The sequence below is a fragment of the Idiomarina seosinensis genome, assembly GCF_003987275.1.
Classification (GTDB): Bacteria; Pseudomonadota; Gammaproteobacteria; order Enterobacterales; family Alteromonadaceae; genus Idiomarina; species Idiomarina seosinensis.
This window is the reverse complement of the sequence record NZ_PIQF01000003.1, coordinates 223386-241031: the sequence shown is the minus strand read 5'-3', so window position 1 is coordinate 241031 and position 17646 is coordinate 223386. Positions and strand designations below refer to the sequence as shown.

Below are 17646 nucleotides of genomic sequence, written 5' to 3'. Positions count from 1 at the left end.
TTACTTTTCCCAGAAAAACGGCTCTCGTTGTTTAGGCTCAGGTAATAACCGATCCATGGTGTTGGCGTCGTATAGCACGCCATTAACCATGGTATGCGTAACTTTATCGGTGTCACGGATATCAGCTAGCGGGTTACCGTCAATAACAATAATATCCGCCAGCTTACCCTCTTTAAGTGAACCGACTTGATGGTCCATGCCAAACACTTCGGCAGGCGCGATAGTTGCCGTGCGCAATGCCTGCAACGGTTCCATCCCCCCTTGTGCCATCATCCATATTTCCCAGTGCTGAGCCAGGCCTTCGCGCTGGCCATGAGCGCCGGACAACACATCAACTCCCAAGCCTTGTAACTCGGTAGCCACTTCGGCGTTGTTAAAGTGGTTGTAGTGATTGTGCGGAGCTTTTTCGCGACGCATAGCCTTGCCGACTAAAAAATCCTGCGGCACATAGCGAGACAACTTAGGATGTTTCCAGACATCAGTTTCTGCATACCAATAGTTTTCACCCCAGATACCGCCATAAGCGACCCCCAGGGTTGGCGTGTAAGCCACATCTGTTTGCGACCATAGCTGGCGGATATCATCATAGATACTGGCAACCGGCAGTGAATGCTCTACCGTGGTGTGGCCATCCATTACCATGGTCAGGTTATGTTGCAATAGCGAACCACCTTCCGGCACTACCATCATCTCTAACTCGCGACCGGCTTCAACCACTTGTTGCCGTTGATTTCGGCGAGGCTGGTTATAACTTTTAACCGAGAATGCACCGACTTTCTTTAATCGTTGTAGATGGAACTTAGCGTCTTCCAGGCTATCAACATGCGAGGTATACCCCGGCCCATGAGCCCCGTACAGAATAGTGCCGGTCGAATATAACCGTGGCGCTGCTATTAACCCCGCTTTTTGCATTTCTGATGCGGCAAAAAACTCAGTGGTGTCATTGGAAGGATCATGAATACTGGTTACCCCAAACGCCAGGTTGGCATATTGCCCCCAGTTTTGTTCAGGGATAATTTCGTCGTCCCCCTGAGCACCGTGAGCGTGTGCATCAAACAGTCCCGGCATGATGGTTTTACCGCTGGTATCGATAACTTCGGCGCCCTCCGGCACCTGCACTTCGTCGACGGTACCGACAGCAACAATGCGGTTGTTTTCAACCACAACGGTACCGTTCTCGATAACCTTATCGCCTTCCATGGTAATGACTTGTCCACCGACAAAGGCAACCGTCGTATCCGGCACCATTGCTGGCTGGTCAAAGCCAATATTGATGCCGCTATCGGCTTGCAGTGTTTGCTCGTCAACATTGGCATTAAACGCCCCGCTGACATCCGTATGGTAAAGCTCCGGCCCCAACGTCCAGTATATTTGTGAGCTATTAGCTGTCCACGATAAGCTTTCACCGGCACGGACTGATAACTGTCGTACTGGCATTTGCTGATCACCCGGGCCCACATTGATCACTTCGCCGCGTTCTACCAACGGCGTTACAAATACTTTAAAGCGCTCGGCAAAGGCTAATTGTTTACCATCGGGCGACACTCTGAACTCTGTCGCTAATTCCGATTGATACAAAGGCCGAGCTTGTCGCGTTTCCAGGTCAACAACGCTGAGTGTTGGCTTTTCGCCCGGAGTCATTAGGTATAAGCGATCGTTACGAGCGCCAAATTGTGGTAGCCAACCACTATCAGAAACTTTTTGCGGCTCCCCCCCACCAACATCAATTTGGTAAACCCCAGTGTCTAACCCGTATTTATCACTGGTGATATAACCGCCATCGACTTTGCGATAAACAACCGACTGGCCGTCGGGCGAGAACGTTGGCTCAACAAAGGTGCCACCGCCGGTTTCTAGCTGAGTTTCTTCGCCACTTTCCAGATCACGAACAATAACCTGGCCTAACTGTTGGTCGTCCCAGGTCACGTAAACCAACTTATCGCCGTCGCGCGAATAGCTTGGATACAGCTCAAAATGTTCGGCTGAGGTGAGTCGTTCGACCTTGCCGTCTGGTAACTGCTTACGATAGATATGCCCTAAAGCTTGATAAATCACCTCACTACCGTCGGGTGATACCTGCGTCATCCGCAGCATTTTTACATCAAAAGAGTCATTATCGATATCTTGTTCAAACCGCAGTGGTTTCTGTACTTGTTTGGTGGTTTCCACTTTAAACGGCACGATGCGAGCATTGCCCGACTCAATGTTTAAACGCTGAATATGCCCACCAGCCCAGAACACTAATTCTTCACTGTGCGGCGTCCAGTCCATTTTTGGATACACACCATGGATAGCCCAGGTTTCCTGCATGTCGCGTTCCATGTTTTTATAAACGCGTTTATGCTCACCAGTTTTTAAGTCCAGTAGGTAAAGCACACTATTAAAGTCTTCGCGTTTAATGTAAGCAAGGTAGCGGCCATCTGGCGATGGCGTTGGGCGAATGGCACCACCAGCGCCACCAATTAGCGTTTCAATGTCGCCGGTCTCACGCTCGAAGCGCTTAATTTCATAGATCCCTTCTAAGGAATCTTTGCTGTAATGAAAGGTCTTACCTGGGGTGTCATCCTGAGAAAAATAGATATATTTTCCGTCAGGTGAAAATGCTGGCTCTCCTAAATCTTTCTGGTCATTAGGCCGCTCCGTTAACTGCACACCTGTGCCGCCACTGACGTGATACATCCAGACCTCACCGGCACCCAGTGAGCGGGTTGCCGTGTAATGCTTACGGGCAACAATAAACTCACCATTGGGAGACCAGGCAGGACTATTTAACAAGCGGAAGGTTTCTTCAGTAACCGGGCGTTGATTGCTGCCATCGGCATCCATCACCCAAATATTATCGCCACCGCCCTGATCCGAGGTAAAGGCTATTTGTGAACCATCCGGAGAAAACACGGGCTGCATTTGCCAGGCAATATCACTGGTTAGCTTTTCCGCAGTACCGCCATCGGCAGGCATACGATAAACGTCGCCCAGCAAATCAAAAACGATAGTTTTTCCATCAGGGCTTAAATCGACGTTCATCCAGGTGCCGGAGTTAACACTGATATCAACGGAATCGAACACGCCTTTAGGTTGTTCCACATTCCAGCTATCGGAACCTTCTTGTTGAGCAACAGCGCTGGTGGCAAACAACGACGCCACAGCAACAGAGAGTAATGTCTTTTTCATTATTATCACTTTTATTTAGGGTTTACCCGGTTGTAAAACGAAAGCAACGGTTTGTCTAGTGCCGATCGTTCGACGCGCAGCTAACCGCGGTAAATGGACATGCAAAACAACTGATGTATAGTAAACATTAAGTTAACAACGGACGTAGTAAATGCTTGAACGACTCGAAAACATTTTACTCGATGTTTCCAAATCGCCGGAAATTGACGACGGGCAGCTAGATAAGGCCACGCTAAAAATTCTAAACGCAGCCATGGACGGACTGGAGATCACCCGGGTTGGCGTGTGGTTGTATAAAAATGACAGCACCAAGCTGCACACCGAAATGGTTCTGGATGAAAAATCCGCGCTGAAAAAACAACTATCGATTGCTGAGCAGGACTATCCGGACTATTTCGCTGCACTAAGAACCGAACGCATCATCATTGCTAACAATGCTCGTTCTCACCTAGCTACCCACGAACTAACAGAATACATGCAACCCTTAGGCATCGTAGCAATGCTGGATGCGCCATTACGGCATAAGGGAAAAATGGTAGGTGTTATTTGTTGTGAAAGCCGCCAGGCTGACCGCAAGTGGACCTCTGACGAAGTGGCTTTTGTCGGTATTTTGGCGGATATTTATGGTCGCGCAATGAGCGCCGCCGAGCGACATAAATTCGAACAACTACTAATCCGTCAGAATGAACAGCTGGAAGAAATTGTTGAGCAACGTACCGAGTCTTTACAAAACGCGCTGGATAACTTTAAGCAGGCACAGGATCGCTTGGTCGAAACGGAAAAAATGGCAGCTCTGGGTAAGCTGGTTGCCGGCGTTGCGCATGAGGTCAATACTCCTTTAGGTATTGCGGTAACCGCAACCACACACTGTGAGCACCGACTGAAAAAACTGCAGAAATCGTTTGTCGACGGCAACATTTCGCGCAAGCAACTGACCAATTTTATCGATGAAACGCTCGACGCTTATACACTACTTAGCAGTAACCTGGAGCGAGCAGCGACACTGATTCAAAACTTCAAAAAAACAGCGGTTGACCAATCCAGTTTTGAGTTAGTTAACTGCCAACTCACGGACTATTTGAATGCGCTAGTCATTAGTCTTAAACCGATGGTTAAAAAGAAAAAGGTAAGTATCAATATTGATGCAAAAGCCGACGTTAGCATCAGAACCTATCAAGGCGCATTGGCGCAAATCATTACCAATCTCGTCAGCAACTGTCACGATCACGCTTTTCTTCAACCTGACGAAAACCATCAGATAACCATTATCATTGAACCACACGAAGATGGCGCGATTATACGTTTTACCGATAACGGTCGTGGTATGGACAAAGATACGCTGAATAGTATATTTGAGCCCTTTTATACCACCGCGCGTGACAGTGGGGGATCCGGCCTCGGGCTTTCGATCGTTTATAATTTAGTAGTCCGGAAACTCAAAGGCGAAATTGACGTCAAATCAGAGCTGAGCAAGGGCAGTGAGTTTATTTTATTACTGCCGAATTTAGACCAACACAAGACGTAACAGGACCTATGCTAAAAAAATTACAACAGCTAATGCAGCAGAGCTTAACACCGCAACAACAGCCTTCACTAAAACCCATCGATAATTTAAGCGCTGAGCAAGGGCTTAGTTTGATCCTGATGACCGAAATCGCACTGGCTGATGGTGATTTTTCTGCGGATGAAGAAAGACACTTGCTGGACGAGTTGTCTAACGACTATCAACTAACCGAACCGCAAGCCCAAGCAGCGCTTAAACAAGCCGTTGCAGAAGTTAAAGAAGCCGCTTCATTGCAGCATTTCACCTATCCTCTCAAAGACTTAGATTATCAGGTAAAAGTCGATTTACTGGAAAATCTATGGCGGCTTGCCTATGCTGATAGTAAGCTCGACCCACATGAAGAGAGCATGCTAAGGAAGTTGTCTGACTTGCTTTATATTTCTCATGCGGATTATATTAAGACCAAACTTAAGGTCACAGAAAATTTATGACTACCCTCAAGCAGCTTGCAGCGGTTGGTTTAGTAATTTGCTCTTTCTCAACCACGGCGACTGCCGATATAAAAGCAGGTATGGCGACAGGTTATCCTCCCTACCAGTTTAAACATGAAGGTGAACTGTCTGGCTTCGATGTAGCGGTTATTGAGGCTATTTCTGATCAACTTGACGAAAATATCGATTTAACTCAGTACGACTGGGACAATGTCGTCAGTTTACTCAGATACGGCGAATTAGATGTCGCTATCGGAATGGAGGCGACCGATATCCGTCGTCAATATTTTGATTTCACAACACCTTACTACAGGCGCCAGACAAGTCTGTTTATTCTTCGCAGCAATACTCAGATAACGACTGTACGTCAGCTTATTGGGAAACGAATCAGTGGCGATCGTCATTCAGCACTCGAGCTGCATTTAAAAGATTTAGGGCTACGTGACGCCATTCGTATCGAGCAGGCAGACTCTAAGAGACAGGCGATGGCGCAACTCGCAGTGGGCGAAGTTGAAGCCGTTATTATGCCTTCCAGAGTGGCTTTTTACTTAGCGGAACAGCATGGCATTAAACTGGATATATTATGGCAGCCAAACGACTCAACCCCCGTCGCTATGGCAGTCAGTAAGGGTAACCAGGCATTGCTCGAGCGACTGGAAAAAGCATTAGCCGAACTCGAGCAAAATGGCACATTATCGACATTAAAAAAGCGGTGGGATATTACCCCACCGGAAAATGATCTTAGTTATTTTCAGCTTCGCTAAGTTCTTGCGCCAAGCGCGCTGATTCATCTGCCCGTGGTTTAGTAAAGCGTGCTAACCACAAGTACAGTACTGGCGTCAGGTACAACGTAAAGACGGTGGCTAAGCCAAGCCCGCCAAATACAACCCAACCAATCGAATTACGTGCCTCGGCACCTGCCCCACTCGATAGAATAAGCGGTAAACCACCCAGTATAGTCGAGACCAATGTCATCATGATGGGGCGCAAACGAATCGACGCGGCATTCTCAATCGCATCACGCACAGATTCGCCGCGATCACGCAGCTGGTCAGCAAACTCAACCAATAGCACTGAGTTCTTAGCGAGCAGGCCAATCAACATCACCAGACCAATCTGAGAATAGATGTTAAGTGAAACCCCGGTCAGGAACAGCGCATAAATTGCAGCGGCAATACCAAACGGCACCGTCAACATAACCACGACCGCACTGTTCACGCTCTCAAACTGAGCCGCTAATACCAGCAACACAATTAAGAAAGCTAAGATATAGGTCATCGCCACTTCGCGATTGGTGTCCTCAAACGTTTGCGCCTCGCCCAAGAAGAGCAGTCCCATGCTGTCGGGCAGAGTTTCCTGGGCAATGCTACGAAGGCTATCAGTAGCTTCAGACAGCGGGTAGTCCTCGGGGACTTCAAATTCAACCTCGATGGCACGACGTTGTCCATGTCGCTCAAGCTCTGCAGATACTCCTTCTTCAACGATTTCAGCTACGCTAGAAATCGGCACTAAACCGCCGTCTCTGGAGGATACATATAAGTTCTGCATATCCTGCGGTGACTTTATAGCTTCAGCGCGGGTTTGTAAGATAACCGGGATCTGCTGGTCACCAACATTCAGATCGGCAACATCATCACCGTTTATTGCAGCTCTTAACGTTGCTGATATATCACTAAGCTCAACCCCCAGTTCAGCGGCTCGGCGACGATCAATTTTAAAACGCAATTGTGGCTGTGTGGGCTGATACGAAATATCCGGGTTACTCAAATTTGAGTTGCGCTTTACCGCAGCTGCGGTGAATTCCTGCGCCGCTTGATAAATTTCGGTATAGTTTTCACCGGTTATCGCCATCTCCACTGCACCGCCGCCCTGGCCGCCGCGCACGTCTAATGAGTTAGAGCCAAAGGCACGACCTGGCGCTCCAGGAATCTTGGACAGCGGTTCACGAATTTCTTCAATCACTTCTTGCTGAGAAATATCACGTTCTTCCCAAGGTTTCATATTGGCAGTGATAAAGCTTAGATTAACGTCCCACTGACCAACGACTGTATAGATGGAGTCAAACACCCCTTCTTCCTGATAAGGAATAAGAACATCTTCTAGCTGTCGCGTCTGACGATCCATAAAGCTAAGACCAACACCATCAGGGCCGCGTGAAAATACTCTTACGGTGCCTCGGTCTTCAGACGGTAATAGTTCTGCCGCAACGCGATCATACAAAAAGCCGGCTCCTGCCGCTGCGACTAAAGAAGCCGCAACGATTACCCATGACCAGTTTAAAGCTCGATGTAACGTGCGCTGATAGCCACGCTTAAACCAATTACCAATAGGCCGAAAAATATTGTTACGGCCGGCATCTTTGGGGAGTTTTGCGGTAAACGCAGGAACCAGCGACAACGCCACGAACGACGAAATAACTACCGCGGCGGCAAGTACTCCACCAAATTCTCGGAATAGCCGACCCGCGGTTGATGGTAAGAAGGCAATGGGCACAAACACGGCCACTAACACGGCTGTGGTTGCCACCACCGCGAAAAACACTTCGCGCGTTGCTAACACCGCAGCTGCTCTGGGTCCCAACCCCATGCCTCGGCGTCGCTGAATATTCTCGGTAACAACGATCGCATCATCGACAATAAGACCCGTTGCGAGCACCAACGCCAGCAGTGTTAATATATTGATGGAAAAGTCCATTAACCAGATAGCCGCAACCGCACCAAACAACGCAACCGGAATAGAAAGTGCCGGCACGATCGTTGCCCGGAACGAACCAATAAATACCCAAAGGGTCGCAACCACCAGTGCAATAGTAATCGCTAAGGTTGTTATCACCTCGGTTACCGACTTGCGAATAAACAGTGCGTCATCGTTGGTTACCGTCATTTCCATGTCCGGGAAGCGCTCACGCAAACGTTCCAGCATGGCTAGTGCTTGATCGGATATCTCTATGGTATTTGAGCCCGCCTGACGGATGACTCCAACACCAACTACAGGTTTACCGTTAAGCCGTACAAAGCTACTGGCATCGGCGGGTGCGAAGTAAGCTTGTGCCACATCACCAATGCGGGTATCACCCTGGATAATAATATTCTCAACTTGCTCGGCGTTAACCGAGGTTGCATCGGCACGAATAATCAACCGTTGATCGGTGGAGCGTAAGCTGCCCGCAGGCACATCGAACGGTGCTTGCCGCAAAGCATCCGCAACCTGTGTTACCGACAAACCAAAGCTACTGAGTTTGAGCGGATCCAGAGCTACCCGTAAAACGCGTTCCCGATCGCCATTTAGACGCACGTCAGCAACTCCGTCTATCGACAGAAATTCTGGTGCAATATCGGTTTCCAAACGTCTGGTTAGCTCTTCCAGACCTAAAGTTTCACTACTTACCGCGATATCTAACACAGCTCTCGCGTCAGAGTCTGCTTTGACCACGTTAACCTGCTCTACTTCGTCCGGAAGTTCACGCCGCACCTGGTTCACCGATTCACGGACTTCACTGGCAACCACGTCGATATCAACGCCTGGCCTAAATTCAACCACGGTGCGGGCCGAGTTTTCCTCAGATTGCGAGCGAATTGACTTAACCCCCGACACTCGCGCGGCAGCACCTTCCAGCACACTGGTCACTTCGGAGTCGACAGTTTCTGGGGCACCCCCCGGCAAGTTAGCGCGCACCGTAACAACTGGGCGATCAACATCCGGTAGTTCGCGGACTTCAACGCCCATAATCGCCGCTACACCAGCCAGTGCGATGAGTATATTAAAAACAATGATCAGTATCGGGCGACGGATAGATACTGACGGGAGATCATTCGCCTCGGTTACCTGTTGGTTCTTTTGATCAGACATTACTCAAGCGCCTCGGTGGTATCTACGCCGCTGTTTTTAAATTTCAGCTGTTGTCCATCGCGCAGATTCTGAATTCCTTCAGTTATTAAAATAGCATCGCGTTGGATGTCACCAGAGACTAAAACACGGCCTTCCAGGCGCTGCTCAATTTGCACCTCTATGCGCTTAGCGGTTTTGTTCTCTGAGATCCAGATATAAGGATTGCGTGAGCCCCAGGACAATGCAGCTTCCGGAATCGCAACAAACTCTTTGCCACGCAACTGAATATTAGTTCGGAAGCTAGTACCCGGTAGAAAATCATCTTTGCTATTGTCAATAGCCGCTCTGGCACGAAACATACGGGTTTGCGGGTCAATACGGGAGTCTTTCTCGACGATCTCAGCAGTTGCCGGGGGGCCTGAATAACGCCATGGCTGCACCGTCAGCTCCACGCCTTCCTGAAATAAATTGACTGCCGCTTCCGGCACCGAGAAGTCAATCAGTAAAGTTTCACGGTCATCGATGGTCGCAACCATGGTTTGAGTGGTAATGCGATCACCCTCTTCGATATCACTAATACCGACCACGCCATCAAACGGAGCAATGACCTTGCGGTCGCGAATTTCGGTTTCGGCGCGCTCTACTTCAACCTCAGCTAGATCACGCAGCAATATTGCGTTGTCTAGCTCAGATTGCGGCACTGCGCCCTGGTCAAAGCTGGACTTGAGCCGTTCCACGGTTCGTTCAGCATCGCGTAAATTAAGTTTTGCCTGGCGCAAAGCAACCTGTTGACGGCGATCATCGAGTTGCACAAGTATTTGCCCGGCCTTAACCTCGTCGCCGGATTCAAAGTTTACATTAAGTACACGCTCACCGACGGCAGGATAAAGAGTAACTGAACGACGGGCTTCAGCGGTTCCAACGGCTTCCACACGATTAAGTTCTCGTTCGAACTGCACCGGCTCGACAATGACCAACGCTTCGCGTGGACCAAAGCCTTGTGCTTCTGCTGGTGTCATCAATAACGACGACATCATCACCAATAATCCGAGGCCTATTACCGCAAAACTTCTCATGAATTCTCCATTAAAAACCCGCGAATGTATTCATTCACGGGCTTTGACTCTACCTTGTTAAAAAAGTAGTACTAACTACTTAGTAATTTTGAAAACACCCTGCATGATTGCTGAATGCCCAGGGAATGTGCAGTAGAACTTGTAGTTGCCGTCAGCGCTCATACCGTCCGTTGAGAACGTTACGCTGGTAGACTCACCACCACCGATCACGTCCGTTGACGCGATGACTGCATCAGAGTCTGGAACATACTGGTTATCTAAGCCGGCTGACATGCCCTGTTGAACAATAGATTGCATATCAGATGCGCTACTTAACACCCAGTTATGGCCCATCACTTTCTTACCCAACTCACCAGAGTGGTTAAGGGTTACTGTGACCTCTGAGCAACTTGCAGGCACTGACATTTCCTTTGTATCAAAACGCATGTTGTCATTGCTATCGATTGTTAGCTCACATTCGTTAGCCAGCGCAGAGTTTGCGACAAACAACAACGAACCAAACAACAAAGTTTTTAAAAGACGCATTGCTTTACTCCTTCGGTTAATATCAAATACCATCCATATATACGTGAAATTCCACGTTTAGATTACTTAAAGGGTTGCCAATGACAGAAAAAACGCAGTTCACGTCTCAATCGGCTTTGGCACAGGGTGCTCCGTTGAGTCACGTTCACCCTGACAACGAAAAAGAATCGTTGATCCCTCCAGTATATAACTCCACAACCTATCTGCGTGATGAGGATAATCAATATCGCAGCGGAAGAGTTTACTCACGCGCTGACAACCCCACCTACCGGGCACCCGAAAGCTTATTAATGGAGTTAGAACAAGCCGCCGATGCCCGCTTATTTAGCTCGGGCATGGCGGCAGCTACCGCAGTTTTTCTTGCCTTAAAACCGGGTGACGAGGTTATAGCACCTACCATTATGTACTGGGCGCTGCGAAATTGGTTGCACACCTTTGGGCAAGATATGGGACTAAAAGTTCGGTTTGTCGATACCCATAAACCAGGCCATGTTGAACAAGCTTTAAACGACCGGCCAGCGCGGTTAGTATGGCTGGAAACCCCCGGTAATCCGCTGTGGACAGTAAGTGATATTGCCGCTATCACAGAAGCTTGCCAACAACACGGTGCAATGCTGGCTGTCGACTCGACCGTTGCCACCCCATTACTGACCAACCCATTAACCTTAGGTGCTGATATCGTCATGCATTCAGCCACTAAGTATTTAAATGGTCACTCCGATGTTATTTCCGGCGCTTTAGCCTGCCGTGAAGATAACGCTTTTTGGCAACGTATTGTTAAATTACGGGCGCAAAATGGTTGTGTTCCTGGCCCTAATGACGCGGCGCAGCTGTTACGCGGCATGCGTACCTTGTTCTTAAGAGTCAGGGAAAGCTGTCAGTCTGCGCAGTGGCTTGCCGAGCAGTTACAGCACAATAAACACATTAAACAAGTACTGTACCCTGGGTTACCCGACTTTGATGGCCATCAAGTCGCCGTAAAACAGATGCAGAACGGCTTTGGCGGTATGTTGTCAATACGGGTTAATGGCGGGCCAGAGCATGCTATTCGCACGGCCGCTAAAACTCATTTGTGGAAACGGGCAACATCGCTGGGTGGTGTCGAGAGCCTCATTGAACATCGCGCCAGCATTGAAGGCGAAGGCACGCCAGTACCAGACGATTTACTGAGGTTATCTGTCGGCATCGAAAACGCGGCAGACCTGCTCCACGATCTTGAGCAGGCCTTAGCTAACGATTAGTTTAAATACTGACGCGTTTGTAGAAACGGTATTCAGGCTTCCAGAAGTTATCTTCGATGCGCTGGCGTAACAGCTCATCATCGATCTCTAATGCGGAGCCTTCTTGCTGAGCCACTTTACCCACAGCGAAAGCAATGTCTTTGGACAACTGAGCAAGGTCATTAAATGCTGGCAGCAACTCTTCACTTTTACCGTCCGCTGCGGGGGAAGCGTCGGCTAGCGTTTTACTCGCGACCCGAAACATTTCGTCACTGACCCGACTGGATTTTACCGAGAGTACTCCCAAACCAATTCCCGGGAAAATATAGCTGTTATTGCATTGTGCAATCGGGTAAACACGACCGTTATATTCCACTTCACCAAACGGGCTACCGGTGGCGACAATAGCCTCTCCATTACTCCACTTTAAGACATCCTGAGGGTGGGCTTCGACATGCTTGGATGGATTACTTAACGGGAAAATTATAGGCTTCTCGGTCTGTCGTGACATGGCGTCGATCACTTGCTCGGTAAATAGACCCGCTTGTCCCGAAACACCAATTAAAACATCCGGCTTGGCAGAATAAATAACGTCTAACAAGGTTGGATAATCACCACTGTATTGCCATTCACCGACTTGTTCCTGAGGTTGCGCCAGCGCCAGTTGGAAGTCACGCAATCCGTCCATACTGTCGACCACGAGCCCGAAACGATCCACCATAAAGATGTTCTGTTTGGCTTGTTGTTCGGTCAACCCCTCAGCCATCATCTGAATCATCACTTGCTCAGCAATACCACAACCTGCAGAACCAGCGCCTACGAACACAACCTTCTGCTGGCTAAGCTTCTTGCCTTTTTTGCGGCAGGCGGCCAGCAACGTCCCCACTGTTACTGAAGCAGTGCCCTGGATATCGTCATTAAAACAGCAGACTTCATCCCGATAACGACGCAGCAATGGCATCGCATTCGGCTGTGCAAAGTCTTCGAACTGCAACATAACACCCGGCCACCGGCGCGTCACCGCTTTAATAAATTTATCCAGAAACTCGTCGTACTGCTCCTGGTTAATACGCTTATGACGTGCGCCCATGTACATTGGATCGTTCAATAACTTCTCGTTATTGGTACCGACATCCAGCATCACCGGCAATGTGTAAGCTGGGCTGATGCCGCCACAAGCGGTGTAAAGCGATAGCTTACCGATTGGAATGCCCATACCGCCAATGCCCTGATCGCCAAGACCCAGAATGCGCTCGCCATCGGTTACGACAATGACCTTAACCTTTTGCTTGGTGGCATTGCGCAAAATATCATCCAGCTGATCACGCTCTGAATAGGAAATAAACAGACCGCGGGAACTGCGATAAATATCAGAGAACTTCTCGCAGGCATCTCCCACTGTCGGGGTATAAATAATCGGCATCATCTCTTCCAGATGATCAGTAACCAACCGGTAAAACAAAGTCTCATTGTTATCCTGAATAGCGCGCAAATAAATATGTTTATTCAGTGGTGTTTCAAAACTTCGGTATTGCATGTAAGCGCGCTCGACCTGCTCTTCGATCGACTCATAGCGAGGCGGAAGCAGGCCGGTAAGGTTAAACGCAGCACGTTCTTCTTTTGAAAACGCACTGCCTTTATTTAGCAGCGGAGTTTCTAATAAAGAGGGCCCCGCATAAGGGATATACAAAGGACGTTGTTCACTTTTCGGCATTCAGTACCACTCCTACAACAGTTTTATAAACGTCATGACCAATAATACGATGTTAGCCAGCCAGCCGACCATAAAGAAGTAGCTGCGCGGGCTTGGGTTCTTATTCGTTGCGATAACGTAATACAATATCATATGCGCTATCCGGGCAACGGCGAAAACCGCCGTTACCGAGGCAGTCCACAGCGGATCCACACCCGCTAATATTGCCACCACAATAGTACCCAGCATGGGGCTTAAGTTTTCTAATGAATTCTGGTGCGTGCGCCAGGCACGAAAGACAAAGTTCTGATGACTTAGATCCTGGGGTTGCTTTCCCGGTATGGCATTTTCTTGTTTCGCTTTAGTACCGCTGGCAATCAGCCATTGCAGCAAAACCGTTGCAATAATTACTGACATCCAGATAAGTGTGGCGCGATAGTCATTAAATATCATCTTTAATTTCCTTTTATAAGTTTAGTTGCCAGCGTGTTGCTACGCGTTTTACCGCTTCTACGTTTTCAGACGCTAAAATGGTTATCGGTGTCTGAGCGTACTGTTCGGGCAAATCTAAGTGCTGCTTTAACCACTGCAGCATTGCCTCACCGGAATGAATCGTTTGGGCGCCATCAAAATAGGTCGAAATAGGCTCTGCTATCAACGGAAAGTGAGTACACCCTAACAGCACCACATCCGGCTTAGGTAAGGCTTTAAAATAATGTTTAAAAGTCTCCTGCAGTATTGCCCCTTCATACAACTCTTCTTCAACGATAGGCACAAACAATGGCGTTGGCAATGCATCGACATTGTTATAGCCCAGTTGTTGGATCCGCCTTTGATATTCGCCGGATCCAATAGTCGAACGCGTTGCAATCACCAGGACTCGCGCACTTTTATCAATTTCCGGTAACTGCTCCAACACCATAACGCCCGGTTCTAGTACACCGTAAACTGGTTTGTTGGAGAAACGCTGCATTTGTTCCAGGGCAACGACACTGACGGTGTTACAGGCAACAACTAAGGCATCAACATTAGCCCCGTTAAAAAATTCAACCGCTTCCAACGCGTAGCGGGTTACCGTATTTGCATCTTTACTGCCGTAGGGCACGCGCGCCGTATCGCCGTAGTACAGCAGTTCACTAAAACAGCCGCTGCGCTGCAATGATCTGGCGACCGTTAAACCGCCCACCCCACTATCAAAAATACCAAGCTTCATGCCGGTCTAACTCTCCAGATTGATACGTTTTAAGCGCAGCGCGTTGGTTAATACAAACACGCTCGATAGTGCCATTGCCGCAGCCGCCAGCATTGGCGATAGCAACAACCCAAACCATGGGTACAGCAGCCCGGCAGCCACCGGAATTAACGCTGTGTTGTAGGCAAATGCCCAGAATAAGTTTTGGCTAATATTACGCATCGTCACTTTTGACAGCGCAAACGCCTGTTGCACAACGTTAAGGTTATCCGACATCAGCACCACATTAGCGGATTCGATCGCTACGTCAGTGCCGGTACCAATAGCAAACCCGACATCCGCCGTTGCCAGTGCCGGAGCATCATTTATGCCGTCACCAACAAAAACAACCTTGCCCCACTGTTGTTGCAATTGTTGCACCGCATCGACTTTGCCGTCCGGCTTAACCTCTGCAACCACTTTATCAATTCCAACCTGCTCGGCAATACGCTTAGCTGTGCTCTCTGCATCGCCGGTGACCATCGCCGTTTTTAGACCTCGTTGGTGCAGCGACTGGATTAATGCTTTCGCGCTATCGCGGATAGGATCACTGACGCAGAAAGCCGCCGTTAATTGCCCGTCAATAGCGACATAAATGGGTGTCAGGCCGTTTTCAATCCATTTATCAACACCGTCTGGCGACTTTTGCAAACCAATATCGTGCTCTTTCATTAAGGTTTTAGAGCCCACCAATACATCATGACCTTCGACTTGGCCGATAACCCCTAACCCAGACAAGGCTTCAAACTTGTCCACCTCGCTCAATGGATGCTCTTGTTTGGCGAAGTCTACCAGAGCTTCGGCGGTGGGGTGCTCAGACCTTTGCTCCAGGCTCGCTGCCAGCCGCAGGCTTTGTTTATCGTCAGCGTCTACGGTCAACCACTGATCAAGCTCCGGTTCGCCTTTAGTCAGGGTGCCGGTTTTATCAAAAATAACGCCATTGGCCTGCTGTAATGCCTGCAGTGCACTCCCCTGGCGAAATAACACGCCCATATCGGCACCACGCCCGGTACCAACCATAATGGAGGTCGGTGTCGCCAGCCCCATCGCGCATGGGCAGGCAATAATCAGCACAGACACCGCGTTGACCAACGCAAAGGTTAGCGCGCTCTCGCCTGCCGCAAAGTACCAGACAACAAAGGTAACCAGGGCCGCCAGCATTACCGCTGGCACAAACCACAGAGTAATTTTATTAACCGTATCCTGAATCGGCAGTTTGGCACCCTGCGCCTGCTCAACCATGCGAATGATTTGCGACAGCACCGTGGTTTCTCCAATAGCAGTGGCTTTAAAACGCAAGGTCCCACGCTCGTTAATCGTGCCACCTACTACCTTGTCTTCTTGTTGTTTATGCACCGGCTCCGCTTCGCCGGTAATCATTGATTCATTGACGTAGCTATCACCACTCAATACCTGACCATCGACCGGAATCTTCTCGCCGGGCCGCACTTCAATTTCATCACCCTTTTCCAGTTCAGAAACGTTCACTTGCTCAGCGTTGCCATCCCGGATAATGCGCGCTGTTTTGCTTTGCAGGCCCATCAACCGTTGTATTGCATCCGATGTATGACTCTTGGCCCGGGCTTCCATATAACGCCCAGCCAGGATCAAAGTGACAATAACCGCGGACGCTTCAAAATAGACACTGACCGACTGTTCAGGTAACCATTCCGGTACCACTGTGGCCACAATCGAATAACCCCAGGCAGCAGTTGCACCTAGCGCTACCAGCGAGTTCATGTCCGGCGCGCCTTTTATTAGGGCCGGTAAACCAATCTGATAAAACCTCCGGCCAGGCACAAACAGTACAACCGTAGTGAGTACTAACTGTACCCACCAACTAGTTTGCAAACCCAGAGAGTTGTTTACCCAACTGGAAAATACCGGCACTAAGTGGTTGCCCATGGCCAGGATAAAAACCGGCAACGTAAGTAGCGCCGCAAAAATTAACTCGCCCTGCAAAATCTTAAACTCTTTCTGCTGACGCTCGCGTTGCTCCTGCATTTCCTTATCGCGATCGACCACCCGATGGGCATCGTAGCCGGCTTCTTTGACCGCCTCGACTAATTGCTCAATGCTGACGTCCTGAGACTGGCTTAACTGAACTTCGGCCGAATCCGACGCCTGATTCACCGATACTTGTTCAACACCGTCGACTTGTGACAACGCCTTATCGATACGACTCGCGCAGGAGCCGCAGCTCATGCCTGAGATACCTAAACGAATAGTTTTCTGACTCATTAGGACACGTCCTTAGTGGGTTTTTCCACCAAAAATAGCAGTAACCAGAATACCGCCAACTGCGCGGCTTCGGCATAGCGTTGTATCGCCCCACGAATCTCCATTAACGGATAGGAGGTCATCAATAAAAAGCCGAGTACCGTTATGGCTGCTAATAAAATAAAAGCGATCCTGACCGCCCAATGGGTTTTCGGAGTAAAAGCGAGACAAACGGCGCCCAACGCAAAGCCAAAGTAACTGATAATCGCCACCACATTGTGAATTGCCTGTGAGCTACTGCCGTCGGCAGGGCAGCCTGTGTCACACGGTGCCAGCGCTGAGGCCAAATAGCCAAACGGCCATAAAAACAACAACAGCCAACCAATATGGCTGATACCTTGTACCCGCAGTTTGCTGCGCATCGACACCAGTGCGCTGAAAGCCACCATTGCCAGCGGAATAAATCCGACCCAGCCGAGTACCCCGGCATTGGGTGTGCCCGTTGCGTTAATTTCACTAATGTACTGTGTAATATGGTTAAAGCCCGGTTTTACCCAGCTTGCGACCAGTTGTAGCCCCAACCAGAACACCGTCAGAATGATTAGTTGAGGAATAAAGCCGTGAGATGTTTGCGATGATGTGGTTTGCAAAAGGCACGCTCCTGAATTCACTGGGTTTTAGTTCATC

At 49.2% G+C, this 17646-nt stretch carries 13 protein-coding genes; 4 read left to right on the top strand and 9 right to left on the bottom strand.

Annotated elements, in window-relative coordinates:
* Window positions 1–3171, bottom strand: a complete 3171-nt coding sequence (locus CWI81_RS10250; protein ID WP_126785228.1) for an amidohydrolase family protein — start codon at window positions 3169–3171, stop codon at window positions 1–3.
* 151 nt (window positions 3172–3322) lie between these two features.
* Here CWI81_RS10250 and CWI81_RS10245 point away from each other — a divergent pair, with 151 nt between their 5' ends.
* Genes CWI81_RS10245 through CWI81_RS10235 form a run of 3 tightly spaced genes read left to right on the top strand, consistent with a single transcriptional unit; the run spans window position 3323 to window position 5930 of the window.
* Window positions 3323–4696 (top strand): sensor histidine kinase, encoded by a 1374-nt coding sequence (locus tag CWI81_RS10245; protein ID WP_126785227.1) that lies wholly within the window; start codon window positions 3323–3325, stop codon window positions 4694–4696.
* Between the two features lie 8 nt (window positions 4697–4704).
* A complete protein-coding gene (locus CWI81_RS10240; protein ID WP_126785226.1) occupies window positions 4705–5166 on the top strand; it encodes a tellurite resistance TerB family protein in 462 nt (153 codons plus the stop codon).
* Window positions 5163–5930 carry a substrate-binding periplasmic protein gene (locus CWI81_RS10235; RefSeq protein WP_126785225.1) on the top strand — a complete coding sequence of 256 codons (768 nt, stop codon included), beginning with the start codon at window positions 5163–5165 and terminating at the stop codon, window positions 5928–5930. Before CWI81_RS10240 ends, CWI81_RS10235 begins: the two co-directional genes overlap by 4 nt.
* Here the strand turns inward: CWI81_RS10235 and CWI81_RS10230 are convergent.
* The 3 genes from CWI81_RS10230 to azu all read right to left on the bottom strand — a co-directional run bounded on the left by CWI81_RS10230 (window position 5908) and on the right by azu (window position 10595).
* Window positions 5908–9015 (bottom strand): efflux RND transporter permease subunit, encoded by a 3108-nt coding sequence (locus CWI81_RS10230; RefSeq protein WP_126785224.1) that lies wholly within the window; start codon window positions 9013–9015, stop codon window positions 5908–5910. The genes CWI81_RS10235 and CWI81_RS10230 overlap by 23 nt on opposite strands.
* Window positions 9015–10070 (bottom strand): efflux RND transporter periplasmic adaptor subunit, encoded by a 1056-nt coding sequence (locus CWI81_RS10225; RefSeq protein WP_126785223.1) that lies wholly within the window; start codon window positions 10068–10070, stop codon window positions 9015–9017. The genes CWI81_RS10230 and CWI81_RS10225 overlap by 1 nt, the downstream gene beginning before the upstream one ends.
* A gap of 75 nt (window positions 10071–10145) precedes the next feature.
* Window positions 10146–10595, bottom strand: coding sequence for an azurin (azu, locus tag CWI81_RS10220; RefSeq protein WP_126785222.1), 450 nt, complete (start codon window positions 10593–10595; stop codon window positions 10146–10148).
* 80 nt (window positions 10596–10675) lie between these two features.
* Here azu and CWI81_RS10215 point away from each other — a divergent pair, with 80 nt between their 5' ends.
* Window positions 10676–11836 carry a trans-sulfuration enzyme family protein gene (locus tag CWI81_RS10215; RefSeq protein WP_126785221.1) on the top strand — a complete coding sequence of 387 codons (1161 nt, stop codon included), beginning with the start codon at window positions 10676–10678 and terminating at the stop codon, window positions 11834–11836.
* Window position 11837: 1 nt separating this feature from the next.
* Here the strand turns inward: CWI81_RS10215 and CWI81_RS10210 are convergent, their stop codons facing one another.
* From CWI81_RS10210 to CWI81_RS10190, 5 genes are read right to left on the bottom strand one after another with little or no spacing between them, the layout of a single operon-like run.
* Window positions 11838–13529, bottom strand: coding sequence for an NAD-dependent malic enzyme (locus CWI81_RS10210; RefSeq protein WP_126785220.1), 1692 nt, complete (start codon window positions 13527–13529; stop codon window positions 11838–11840).
* A gap of 12 nt (window positions 13530–13541) precedes the next feature.
* Complete coding sequence (locus tag CWI81_RS10205) at window positions 13542–13961, bottom strand: MAPEG family protein (protein WP_126785219.1); 420 nt, start codon at window positions 13959–13961, stop codon at window positions 13542–13544.
* A 13-nt stretch (window positions 13962–13974) separates the two neighbouring features.
* Window positions 13975–14721 carry a glutamate racemase gene (gene murI / locus CWI81_RS10200; RefSeq protein WP_126785218.1) on the bottom strand — a complete coding sequence of 249 codons (747 nt, stop codon included), beginning with the start codon at window positions 14719–14721 and terminating at the stop codon, window positions 13975–13977.
* Window positions 14722–14727: 6 nt separating this feature from the next.
* Complete coding sequence (locus CWI81_RS10195; protein WP_126785217.1) at window positions 14728–16980, bottom strand: heavy metal translocating P-type ATPase; 2253 nt, start codon at window positions 16978–16980, stop codon at window positions 14728–14730.
* The gene (locus CWI81_RS10190; protein WP_126785216.1) at window positions 16980–17609 is read right to left on the bottom strand and encodes a DUF998 domain-containing protein; all 630 of its coding nucleotides are present in this window, start codon (window positions 17607–17609) and stop codon (window positions 16980–16982) included. Before CWI81_RS10190 ends, CWI81_RS10195 begins: the two co-directional genes overlap by 1 nt.
* Window positions 17610–17646: the final 37 nt, after the last annotated feature.

What these genes read in the sequence shown, in the direction of transcription:
- CWI81_RS10250 (WP_126785228.1), bottom strand. Translation starts at nt 3,171, where the DNA reads ATGAAAAAGACATTACTCTCTGTTGCTGTGGCGTCGTTGTTTGCCACC.
- CWI81_RS10245 (WP_126785227.1), top strand. Translation starts at nt 3,323, where the DNA reads ATGCTTGAACGACTCGAAAACATTTTACTCGATGTTTCCAAATCGCCG.
- CWI81_RS10240 (WP_126785226.1), top strand. Translation starts at nt 4,705, where the DNA reads ATGCTAAAAAAATTACAACAGCTAATGCAGCAGAGCTTAACACCGCAA.
- CWI81_RS10235 (WP_126785225.1), top strand. Translation starts at nt 5,163, where the DNA reads ATGACTACCCTCAAGCAGCTTGCAGCGGTTGGTTTAGTAATTTGCTCT.
- CWI81_RS10230 (WP_126785224.1), bottom strand. Translation starts at nt 9,015, where the DNA reads ATGTCTGATCAAAAGAACCAACAGGTAACCGAGGCGAATGATCTCCCG.
- CWI81_RS10225 (WP_126785223.1), bottom strand. Translation starts at nt 10,070, where the DNA reads ATGAGAAGTTTTGCGGTAATAGGCCTCGGATTATTGGTGATGATGTCG.
- azu (WP_126785222.1), bottom strand. Translation starts at nt 10,595, where the DNA reads ATGCGTCTTTTAAAAACTTTGTTGTTTGGTTCGTTGTTGTTTGTCGCA.
- CWI81_RS10215 (WP_126785221.1), top strand. Translation starts at nt 10,676, where the DNA reads ATGACAGAAAAAACGCAGTTCACGTCTCAATCGGCTTTGGCACAGGGT.
- CWI81_RS10210 (WP_126785220.1), bottom strand. Translation starts at nt 13,529, where the DNA reads ATGCCGAAAAGTGAACAACGTCCTTTGTATATCCCTTATGCGGGGCCC.
- CWI81_RS10205 (WP_126785219.1), bottom strand. Translation starts at nt 13,961, where the DNA reads ATGATATTTAATGACTATCGCGCCACACTTATCTGGATGTCAGTAATT.
- murI (WP_126785218.1), bottom strand. Translation starts at nt 14,721, where the DNA reads ATGAAGCTTGGTATTTTTGATAGTGGGGTGGGCGGTTTAACGGTCGCC.
- CWI81_RS10195 (WP_126785217.1), bottom strand. Translation starts at nt 16,980, where the DNA reads ATGAGTCAGAAAACTATTCGTTTAGGTATCTCAGGCATGAGCTGCGGC.